The 10,600-nt window shown below is 40.3% G+C and carries 8 protein-coding genes; 2 read left to right on the forward strand and 6 right to left on the reverse strand.

Annotated elements, in window-relative coordinates:
• The first annotated feature begins 3 nt into the window (after nucleotides 1-3).
• Entirely contained in the window at nucleotides 4-435 is a 432-nt protein-coding gene (locus BFP75_RS01635) for a hypothetical protein (protein ID WP_099542942.1), read from the forward strand.
• A 571-nt stretch (nucleotides 436-1,006) separates the two neighbouring features.
• On the opposite strand, the gene BFP75_RS01645 is transcribed toward BFP75_RS01635, so the two are convergent.
• The 3 genes from BFP75_RS01645 to BFP75_RS01655 all read right to left on the reverse strand — a co-directional run bounded on the left by BFP75_RS01645 (nucleotide 1,007) and on the right by BFP75_RS01655 (nucleotide 4,371).
• The gene (locus tag BFP75_RS01645) at nucleotides 1,007-1,306 is read right to left on the reverse strand and encodes a helix-turn-helix domain-containing protein (protein WP_240531662.1); all 300 of its coding nucleotides are present in this window, start codon (nucleotides 1,304-1,306) and stop codon (nucleotides 1,007-1,009) included.
• 153 nt (nucleotides 1,307-1,459) lie between these two features.
• Nucleotides 1,460-2,938 carry a hypothetical protein gene (locus tag BFP75_RS01650; RefSeq protein WP_123803286.1) on the reverse strand — a complete coding sequence of 493 codons (1,479 nt, stop codon included), beginning with the start codon at nucleotides 2,936-2,938 and terminating at the stop codon, nucleotides 1,460-1,462.
• A 197-nt stretch (nucleotides 2,939-3,135) separates the two neighbouring features.
• On the reverse strand, nucleotides 3,136-4,371 hold the full coding sequence (locus tag BFP75_RS01655; RefSeq protein ID WP_099542946.1) for a tyrosine-type recombinase/integrase: 1,236 nt from the start codon (nucleotides 4,369-4,371) through the stop codon (nucleotides 3,136-3,138).
• A 558-nt stretch (nucleotides 4,372-4,929) separates the two neighbouring features.
• Here BFP75_RS01655 and BFP75_RS01660 point away from each other — a divergent pair.
• A complete protein-coding gene (locus BFP75_RS01660; protein WP_099542947.1) occupies nucleotides 4,930-5,439 on the forward strand; it encodes a PepSY-associated TM helix domain-containing protein in 510 nt (169 codons plus the stop codon).
• Between the two features lie 74 nt (nucleotides 5,440-5,513).
• Here the strand turns inward: BFP75_RS01660 and BFP75_RS01665 are convergent, their stop codons facing one another.
• The 3 genes from BFP75_RS01665 to BFP75_RS01675 are packed head-to-tail and all read right to left on the reverse strand — an operon-like array spanning nucleotide 5,514 to nucleotide 10,369.
• Nucleotides 5,514-7,763, reverse strand: a complete 2,250-nt coding sequence (locus BFP75_RS01665) for a glycoside hydrolase family 3 protein (protein ID WP_206073466.1) — start codon at nucleotides 7,761-7,763, stop codon at nucleotides 5,514-5,516.
• A 58-nt stretch (nucleotides 7,764-7,821) separates the two neighbouring features.
• Nucleotides 7,822-9,435, reverse strand: a complete 1,614-nt coding sequence (locus tag BFP75_RS01670; protein ID WP_099542949.1) for a carboxylesterase/lipase family protein — start codon at nucleotides 9,433-9,435, stop codon at nucleotides 7,822-7,824.
• 16 nt (nucleotides 9,436-9,451) lie between these two features.
• Nucleotides 9,452-10,369 (reverse strand): sugar phosphate isomerase/epimerase family protein, encoded by a 918-nt coding sequence (locus BFP75_RS01675; RefSeq protein WP_099542950.1) that lies wholly within the window; start codon nucleotides 10,367-10,369, stop codon nucleotides 9,452-9,454.
• Nucleotides 10,370-10,600 lie beyond the last annotated feature (231 nt).

The raw sequence follows: 10,600 nt of genomic DNA on the forward strand, positions 1-10,600 counted from the left end.
GGTATGGATAAAAAACAGATTATTCGGGAGTCAACAATAATTTCAGCGCATTTGGATCAAATCGCTACGACCCTTTTCAAGACCGCTAAAAAATTATATGCGGAAGGAAAAATTGGTTATGGGGAATACAACGGGATTTACACGAATTATTACCAACCCATTATCGGTTATGCTTCAAAAGTAGTAATGGACGATTCGATTACCCTAGTAGATGGTTTGGAGGGGTATCTCAAAGAAATAAAGTCCGGGACCGCAACCATAAACAAAACCATTGAAAAAATCAACTCGGTAAAAGCGCTTTTCAACACGCTAACCTCAGTGCTATCCACGGCAGCATCCGTGGCTACCTTCGTGGTAACGCCAAACCCTGCATCGTTCTATGCCGTAAGTTCTTCCATTGCGCATGTACTAAAAAGCTTTGATGAACTGTCCTAACATATGGTAGTAGAGGCTTGATAACGGGGTCCCTAAATAATAGTAAGTTGTTCCTAATAGACGATAATGATGTTGGAAGGCAAGGACTTCAAATAAATTTATGTAGTGTTGAATTTGTTATGGCCCAACATCGCTGAAATGGCCTATAGGGGTACCACTTTCAGCATATTATGGGCAGCAATACTCTGACGGGACACTTAAGAGGCGAGATGGTCCTTGAACCGCATTATTCGACAATATGCTCTAGCCCTCGGCTACATTGCTCATGCGCTGCTTTGACCTGTTCGTATTGCAAACCCAAGGTTGCCGTAAAGATAATCGATTGAATAAAATCCTCCATTTTCTTACCCTCCAGGTTGAACTTCAATAACTCCCCGACTACTGGGTTGTTTGGAGATATAATTTTAAACTTCTTATAGTCTAACAAATCGGCCTTTAAACAGGACTATTTTTAAATAGTAATTGACCTATTCTTAAAGTGTCCCATTCGCGATCTCTTTTAGTAGTTTCGTTTATACAACTTTTATGGGACTAAGTTTTTAGAAAAAATCAAATGGGACTTGGGAAATTACTAGTATCTAGACTTCCGAATAAATGCATTTTTTCTTGCAAGGTCAAGCAATTCTTTTTTGGAAAAGAAAATGGACCTACCAATTTGGTAATACGGAACGATTTTCTTCTTCTTCCAACTAATCAATGAAGTAACGGAGATGCCCAAAAATTTAGCCGCCTCTTGTTGGCTCAATCGGTCATCCTCCGGATTGATGGAGGTTTCGTTGATGAATTCCGTTTTTCGCATTTCTTCCAAGACCATTTTAACGGTTCTTTTCAAATCCTCTTTCGTGTGCGTGTAAAAAAGTACATTTCCCATTTGTATCGAATTTAAACTCGAGCTTGTGCCCGGGTAACTAAATTGGGGATAAATTCGGAAAATTAGCTTGCACCTTAGGTTTTAGTGCAAAGTGCAATGCGATAACTAGTTATAACTGGTTATTATTCCGTAAGCTAGGTAACCCAAGTGCGATCAATCGTCAATTTTTAGGATGGAACGGATGCGTCTTCTAACCTCGGTATTTGGAAAGAGATGGTGTTCGTCGCTGGGAATACGTATCAAGGAACTATAACTAAACCCGTCCTTACCATTCTTTTCGTGGATATCTTCATCCAACATCCTAACGATATGTGTCTTGCTACTCAACAAGTAGTTCTTATCGGAGAGGTATAACAATAGTTTTGTAAAATCCTTGGCGTGTTTGGAGGGGATAAAACTTAAAGGACGATACCCATAATTGCTAACGGTACGCTTGGAAAAATCGATTGTATCCTCCGCTTCAAAGGAAAAATTCCGGTATAGGAAGCTTTCCAGTGTACGCTCTTTTTCGTCATCGATTCCAATTTTCAGATACCCGAAAAATTCCAAAATAGCTTTCTTCAACTTTACCTGTGAACCTTTTTTTGAAATGATTACCTGATTTTGGGGCACCAATTCAATCTCCTTTTTAATCGCAACTTTTAAATCTGAGGCTTTTAGTTTTTTTAACCAGTTCACAAATTTCGAGGAATGTACCAGCGGGGAAGAGATGGATTTTAGGGTATTTATACCGGTCTCCCTATTTTTTACGATAAGAGATCTGCCATGTACGTTGGTTGTCAAGTCCTGAAAATATTCCTCGCCGATCACCTCTTGTAGCTCCTGCAATGAAAACAACAATTTGGTTTTCAATAAATTGAAAAGTTGCTTTTGTTTTAGGGCATCTATGACCAATCGCTTCCAGTTTTCAAAGCCGACCAGCAATGGTAAAAGCAATGCCGACCCATCCATCAGAACATAAGGGAGTTCATCCCTCCTTGCCCCTACAAAAAGTTTTTTAATTTTTTCACCTTCTTTTCTTAGTTCATCCGTTAATGTATATTCTAACGAACTGGCTTCGCTACTGACTCTGCTTTTTAGAAAATTCAGGGCATGACCGTAAAACGGTGCCGAATCCTCATCGGGAAAACTATAAACGGGAAAACAGAGCCGCTCATCCAACGACATTAAATTCAATAATCGTTCGTAGTCCAGCTTTGGACTTTTGATAGCTTTTCTTGACTTGAAATACAATTGGAACCTGTTTACCCGGTCTAAGGTTTTAGATTCTTCCGACACTAACTTTATCGTACTATAGTCCATATGGTAAAACCTCATGCAGTCCTCACCAAAAATACTAGGGAGATTTGGACCTTCATTGGGTTCCTCGTAAAGAGGGAATGAATGGACTTTGCTTGGATTATACTTTTGCGCATCCAAATCAGAAAAATCAAAAAGAACATCAAGATTTGACAAAAGGGCATCGTCCTTTATATTTTCAAGTAACCATGCCAATACGTGGTAAAACTGGTACGGACTAAGTTTTCGTATTTTTAGTCTTGTAAATTCCTTGAACTCCTTAGTTTGAAATTCACTGAAGAAAAACAACTTTATAGGGTCTAAGGATTCTTGTATGTTAAGACAGGTTTTCAAACTTTTTTGGTTGCCCAACGCATTCCCCTATTTCTTTCTACTGTTAGGATTTAACCTAGCTAAAAGTAAGTTTCAAATTAGGTATGCGCTTGTAAATTGTCCTATACAAACGATTTTTTGAGGGAAATCTTGTATTGGACTTGATGTAAGGGTTTTTGGCAATCTAGACTGATTGAAGGTATTCCAGAAGTTTTAATTCAAACTTTGCCCCATGCCTTGGACATTTCTTCTTGTTTAAGACTCTCGGCAATTTTAACATACCGTCTAAAGGTCTCCTCCTTTTTATGACCAGTAATGTTTCTAACGACCATTTCTTTCATACCCAAGACCAAGCTATTCGTCACAAAAGTTTTTCTTGCCGTATGACTTGTTATAAGCTCATATTTTGGAACGGTTCTGTCCAGCCTCTTTGTACCAACGTACCTGGTGATTGAGGTCGGTGTGTTGATTTCTGCAATTCGGCAGCATTCCTTAATATACTTATTGAATTTTTGTGAAGATATTATAGGTAAAGGTTCCCATATCGTATCCTTGTATCTTTTTAAAATCTCCTTTGAATATACGTTCAAGGGAACACGATGGTCTATGGTTCTGGTTTTTTGAATGTTCAGTTTGATTTCATTCTCAGTAATATTAGAAGGTCTCAGATTTTTCAAATCCGAAAAACGCAACCCTGTAAAACATCCAAAACAATAAAAATCCCTGACCCGTCTTAATTTTTCCGTTTCGAACTTATGATTATAGAGTTTCATCAATTCCTCAAGGGTAAGGTAAATGACCTCTATGTCTTCTTCTGGGGCTTTAAACTTCAAAAATGAAATATTCTCGTGATACCCATTTTCCATTGCCCATCGCATGAATGTTTTTAATGTGGTAATCAATCTAGAGAAATAATTGTTCTTTGTTTTCTTATCAAAAAAGCAGAATTCCTGAAACTTGGTAAAGAAATCATTATTGATGGTATCAAAGCGCAAAGAATAGTTGTGTTTCTCACCGAAATCCTTAAAGACGTTGAGTGCGGTCACATAGGATTTTATCGTTCGTTCTGCCTTGGTCAGCTTACCTTTTTCGATAAACTCCTCAAAGCACTTCACCAAATCATTTGAAATGTTCACACTTTTATCAGAGTCAAAACGGGATAAAAAATCGTCTCTCGTAGGGATGATTTCATTGATGTGAAAAAACCTAAAAATCTCCTTTGCCTTCTGTTCGAAACGTTCAATCTTATCATTATACTCTAAATGATAATTATAGGCCTCGGATTTTAATGGCGGCTTTATTCTTTCATTTTTTTCATTCCAATGTTTCTCATTTGATTTTGCACCCTGTACAACCTTACGGATACGAAAGCCCTCGAAGGTAATCAATGCCCTTACCGGCATTAATCCCTGTTTATCAACTTTATCCCTTCTTAAATCAAATGAAACTTGCATACTCTATAAAGATATAAAATCTGATAAAATAGGGGGCAAAATAGGGGGAAATATTTTACATAAAATCGAAATAATTAAGTTTAAATGGATGTTTATAATCCCTTTATATATCGATATTAGCGTATTTAAAGGGATTCAAGAGCAATCAAAATAAATGGTACTCCCGCCTCGAGTACTTATAAGTAGAAAAGTCGTGATAAAAATCACGACTTTTTTGTTATGAAAGGTTGAGCGAATCACATATACGAAAAGCTTGAAGAACAAAAAAACTATCATAAAATGATTGACTTTTTTATTTTCAACAAGTTTGAAGGGGACTCGCCGGAGGCAATTCCCGCCTCGAGTACCTAAAGCCCTCTTAATCATCTGATTTTGAATGTTTTTTAGTTGTGAAATTTTCGATTAGAATCAGCCGTTTATAAAAACCTGTTCTATAAGCTGAGAAGGATCCTTTTTTACAAAATTATTCATAACTCGAGAAAAAATAGGCCTTCCACATTAAACCTTTTCCTATTTTAGGCCTCTAAAATTGAACAATACTAAACAACCTAAATCATCATGAGTAGAACATCAGAGAATACCTTTAGGGAATTTCATAGATACCTAGGCTTTTTCCTAGCGGGAATCATGGCCGTTTATGCTATTAGCGGTATCGTACTGACATTTCGCAACACGGATTTCCTTAAGAAAGAGGTAACCATTACCAAAACACTCCCTGCAGGATTGAATGAAGAAAAACTGGGGCAGGAACTTCGTATGCGCTCTTTTAAGGTGGACAAAACCGAAGGCGATATGGTCTTTTTTGGATCAGGTTCCTACAATAAAACCACGGGAGATGTATCCTATACTGAAAAGCGGCAACCCATCGTCATCGAAAAAATGAACAACCTGCATAAGATGCACCAGGGGAATCCCTTATTTTGGCTAGCCATCTTATTTGGGATAGGTTTGCTGTTCTTTTCGGTATCCGCTTTTTTTATGATCAATCCAAAAGCGCCCATTTATAAAAAGGGTATCTATTTTGCCGTTGCTGGATTTTTATTGACTGTAGTCCTTTTGATGGTATAATCCATTATTAGCCTTAAAAAAGAACCCGGACGATTGTCCGGGTTCTTTTTTTGGTCAATTGGTTATTTGAATTTTTATTTATAATTCTTAACACGCTCGTCTATAATTGTAACGCTCCAATTTAATCCGAAGGCGAAATCATATACATTTCCCTCAGCATCCGTGTAGGGTACCATATCCCTTGGCACATCTTCAAATTGTGCTTCCACGGTAAGCATATCCGCGGGCATCTGAAATGGAAGCAATGCCGATGGTTCCACCTTACCGGAAATTATGTCCATCAACGCCTGGTCCTGTACACCCATGTGGATTAAAATACTCGAAGCACTGGGTTCAATTTCTGAAAACACCAAAGGCTTTGAAACCTTTACCGATACAATTACCGGTTTATCTCCCATTTTTGCCTTGGTATCGTTCACCAATTGCATATCTGTTGTATTAATGGTGGTTACCGATTTTCCTTTATAGCTTCTATTGGTAAAATCCTCTAAGGGACTACCGCCGGCCAAACTAACTTCACGGGCTGTATTGGCGGTGTAAGGACCATATTGTAAGTTGATCGGAATGTAGCCATTGCCTCCTTTTTCCAAATCTGCATCGTCATAACCTACGCCACCATCGGGACTTTGAATTCCTACCAGTGCAAAATCTGCTTCTTCTGGAGTTTCCACAACATCAAAGTATTTCGCTACGACTTCCATATTGAAAGCATCTACAGTTTTAGGTTCGGTAGTCACCCCCCACCAATTGGTAGTTGGAGCAATATAGCGCTGCGGTACGTAAACCTTTTGCTTTATCTTAAGGGGAAGTGCGTTGTTACTATTTTTCAACATTACAATGGAGCGTAGCTGCGCATCGAAACCGGCTTTCATATACTCACTATTTCCTACGATTTCCTTGGTCTCTTCCACATCTAAATATGGATTTTCAAAAAGGCCGGTTCTAAATATATTGGTCAACAAACGCACCGCCGATTCTTCAAAACGGGCACGCATGGCCTCTTCGCCAATTTCTGCAACCCCCAATTTAAAGGCTTCCAAAACTGGTCCCATATCATTGTTGCCGCCAAATTGGTCCATACCTGCCTGTATGGCCTTATAATGGCGTTCCGCTACGGAGAGATTCTCTACCCCAAATGGTTTTCCTTCAAATTTAGAAACAGAAGTCATATCTCGGGTAATACCCCAGTCGGTGCATAATACGCCGTCATATCCATATTTGCCCCGTAAGATCTCTGTGATCAAATATTTATTGTATCCGTTGGCCACATTTTCACCTTCACCTGTAGAAATGGTATAGTACGGCATTACAGCCGCAGCCATTTTTGTAGGACCTTCAAGTTTAAAGGCACCCTCGGTAAAAGGCTGCATATGATCTTTAATATTTTTACCAGGATAGACCGCATAGGCACCATAACCAAAATGCCCGTCACGACCACCTTCTTCCGGTCCACCGCCAGGCCAATGTTTTACCATGGCATTTACGCTCTCCATGCCCCAATCGCCTCCATTGGTAGATTGAAATCCGTCAACATAAGCTCTTGCCAAATCCGTAGCCAAATCAGGATCCTCTCCCATAGTACCATCAAAACGGCTCCAACGGGGTTCGGTCGCTAAATCTATTTGCGGAGAAAGTGCTGTGGCGATTCCCAAAGCTCTATATTCCTTAGAAGCAATTTCACCAAATTGTTTCATGAGGGTGGGATCAAAAGAAGCCGCAATGCCCAAAGTACCAGGCCACATTGAAATGTCCCCACCGGCACCCGCATTGAATTCCGCATAAGAATCGCTTGCATGACGCGGGTCAGAACTTGTATTTACGGGAATACCCAAATACAAACCTTCGGCGAAAGCCTGAGCGTTATTATTCCACTGTGCTGATACTGAAGGACTTTCGACAGAAGTAATCAATACATGGCGTAAATGGTCATCGCTCAAAAATTTCTTTTGCTCATCTGAAAGGTCACTTGCTTTAGCACCACTTTCTGCAAAGGTTTTGCCATTATAGGTAGATGATCCGAAACCACGGCTTCTGCCGGGAAGGGATTGATGTGAACTATAAAGCATAAGGCCTGCGATATCTTCCAAGCTCATTTTCTGGGCCAAGTCCTTCGCCCGTTCATTCACCGGCAAGCGCCAATCTTCATAAGCGTCTACAGTGCCGTTTTTATTTAAATCTTTAAAGGCATAGCGCTCCTTCGCAATAATTTGTACGCCAGATTTTGGCGAATATCCCAAGGTTGCACCACCTTTGTTTTTCACTAGGGTAACGTAATTTTTTGATTCTGAAGTGTATTTTTCACCACAGCTTGTTAGTGCTATCATGCTGATGACAGCTATTATTATTCCTGATGTAAATGTTTTCGTATTCATTACTCAATGTTTAATTTCCAGTTACAATTGCAAACAGTTCTTTATCTAGTTGGGGTTGTACCTTGCAGGTATTATCAAAATGCATAGTTGCCGTATTGGTAGTATTATAAGCAGGCCATTCAGGTAAATTATCCGTGTTCGGATTTCCGGTCGTGGCGAAATTGATCCACGCCTGACTCATCTTATCGGCCAAGGCATGTGCTTCTCCACCACCACCTGTCATGTGGTTGGCCTTGTCCACCGTATTAAAAACAAAAGGAAGTTCCATACAGTGTAGCGATTTATATTTGCCGTCAAATACTGGAGATTGCCATGTAAAAAGGTACATATATACATCTGCCCCCCCTTCTAAGCCCGCTTTTCTATTCGCCTGAGCAACCGCCCCCGGACGGAACATCGTATCCACATCCAATAAATCCTTGGGATGTGTATCATTGGGATATGCTTTTTTTACCGCAGCAATATAACTATCGGCCTTGTCCTTATATGTTTCCTTGATGTGGTTCATGATTTCAGCTTCCGATGCGTTTATAAACCTCATATTGGCAAAAGGTGCAAATTCGTTCTTAACGGTACCGATCATTAGAGGAATGTTCTTGGATAACTCAAAAGCCTGGTCAGAATTTACCTGGTAGGGCAAATCCTCCCCGTCCCTGCTAGGTCCCCAATTCAATCCAAAACCTATCACAGGCTTATTGGCATCCTGCATTTTTTGGGCAACATTTTGCAATGCCCTGGTACTGGCGTCCGCCAACAGTTGGAATGCTATTTTTTGAATGCTATCAATGTTGGAAGCATCCAATCCTAAAAGTGTAATGGTTTCCGCTGCGATAGCCTGGGTATCCTCTTTCTCCAATATAGCACTTCTCATGGCCCCACTCTGGTTGATGGCCTTATGAAAAAGTCCTTTTGCCTTGGGCATTGCCATTAAAGTATTTACCTTGGCCCCACCCCCGGACTGACCGAATATAGTGACATTTTTGGGATCTCCTCCAAAGTTCTCAATGTTCGCCTTTACCCATTCCAAGGCCATAACCATATCCAAAATGCTGTTGTTGGCGGAGTGTTTGTACTTTTCGCCATAGGCCGATAGATCTAAAAAGCCTAATACGTTCAACCTGTGATTTATGGATACGACTACAACATCCCCCTTTTTACTAAGGTTTTCCCCATCATAAGAAGGGAGTTCATGGCTCGATCCAGCGGTAAAGCCACCGCCGTGAATCCAGAACATCACAGGTCTTTTCTTGTCGTCCGATATACTAGGGGTCCAAATGTTCAAACTCAAACAATCCTCACTGGTATAGCCCCAGTCATGGTCGAAAACAAACTCCGATTCGTCCTGTACCGAGGTGGTAGGCGTCAACAAGGGAGCTACAGGTCCATACATAGTTGAACTTCGTATACCTTCCCACGCATCGGGCTTTACGGACGCCTCAAAACGTTCTGCCTTTGCATAAGGAATACCCTTATAAGTGAAAACTCCATTCTGGATGTAACCGCGGACTTTACCGCTTTCCGTGTTGGTGACGGCCACGTCCTTTCCCGTAGTCACTTCTTGTGGCATCATGGCCAGAGTGCCCATGAAGAAAAGTACAATTAATTTAAGTGTTCCTTTTTTCATATTATTGATATCAAGTTTATTCAAATCCGAACTTCTTTAAACCCTCATGACTGATTTTAATGGCCTCCAAAGGTTTAAGACCATCAAAAGTCATGTCCTGCTCCACCATGTAATACTCCATACCGGACAGCTCCTTTTTCGCTAAAATCCTACCGAAATCAATGGTTCCTTCACCAACAGGGGCAAATCTCCCCTGATCATCCATATCCTTTACATGCCAAAGTTTAAAACGACCCGGATACTTTTCAAAGTAGGCTACCGGGTCGGCACCCGCTTTGGTGACCCAATACAGGTCCATTTGAAAGTTCACATTATCAGGATTACAGTTTTCCAATAAGTAATCTATCATGACCACATCATCAGCTCCTTTTTTGAACTCGAAATCGTGATTATGGTACAATAATTTAAGACCCGCTTTACTCGCTTTTTCACCTAGGGTGTCCAAAATATCTGCCAATTCTTGAGGAGTACCTTCCATACCCATTGTTCTCTCTTCCATATTGAATTTGAACATCCCCATAGGAGGAACGGGCACCACAAAATATTCAAACCCAGCTGCCGCAACATCTGCCATCATCTGATCGGCATTTTCCAATGTAACACTCGACTGATGTGTGCTTATAGGGGTAAGACCTACTTCCGATAAGTAGTCTTTAAAATCCGCAGGGGACATGTTGTAAAATTTCCCATCGGCATACCCTGCGGCCTCAATATTTTTATAGCCTGCATCGGCTACTGCCTTAAGGGTCGTTTTGGCATCGGTTCCCATATCATCGCGCACGGTATATAACGCCAATCCCCCAAAATCCTGAACTTCTTCAACTGCTGGTGCTGGAGTTTCGGTAGTTTCATTCGTTTTATCGGCCTTACCCTTACAAGATAAAATCAGCCCCATGGAAGCCAGTATAAATCCGTTTAAAATTATTTTTTTCATGTTCCTGTTGTTTTTATTATTTATTGTTCAAGTTTAAAATTCAACTATTTAACCCGAGTTTCCTAAAAAAATAGGAGCAAGATGAGTTTGTAATTTTATGGTGCGAACTATAAAAATATCTCAAAATGCTCCAGGACAAAGTTATAGCAATATATTGTTTGGTCGACGACCTACTGAAAGAAATGAACCACAACGAACACAACAACAGGAAAATCACCGATGGACAGGTAA

It is taken from the genome of Maribacter sp. 4G9 (assembly GCF_002742265.1).
Classification (GTDB): Bacteria; Bacteroidota; Bacteroidia; order Flavobacteriales; family Flavobacteriaceae; genus Maribacter.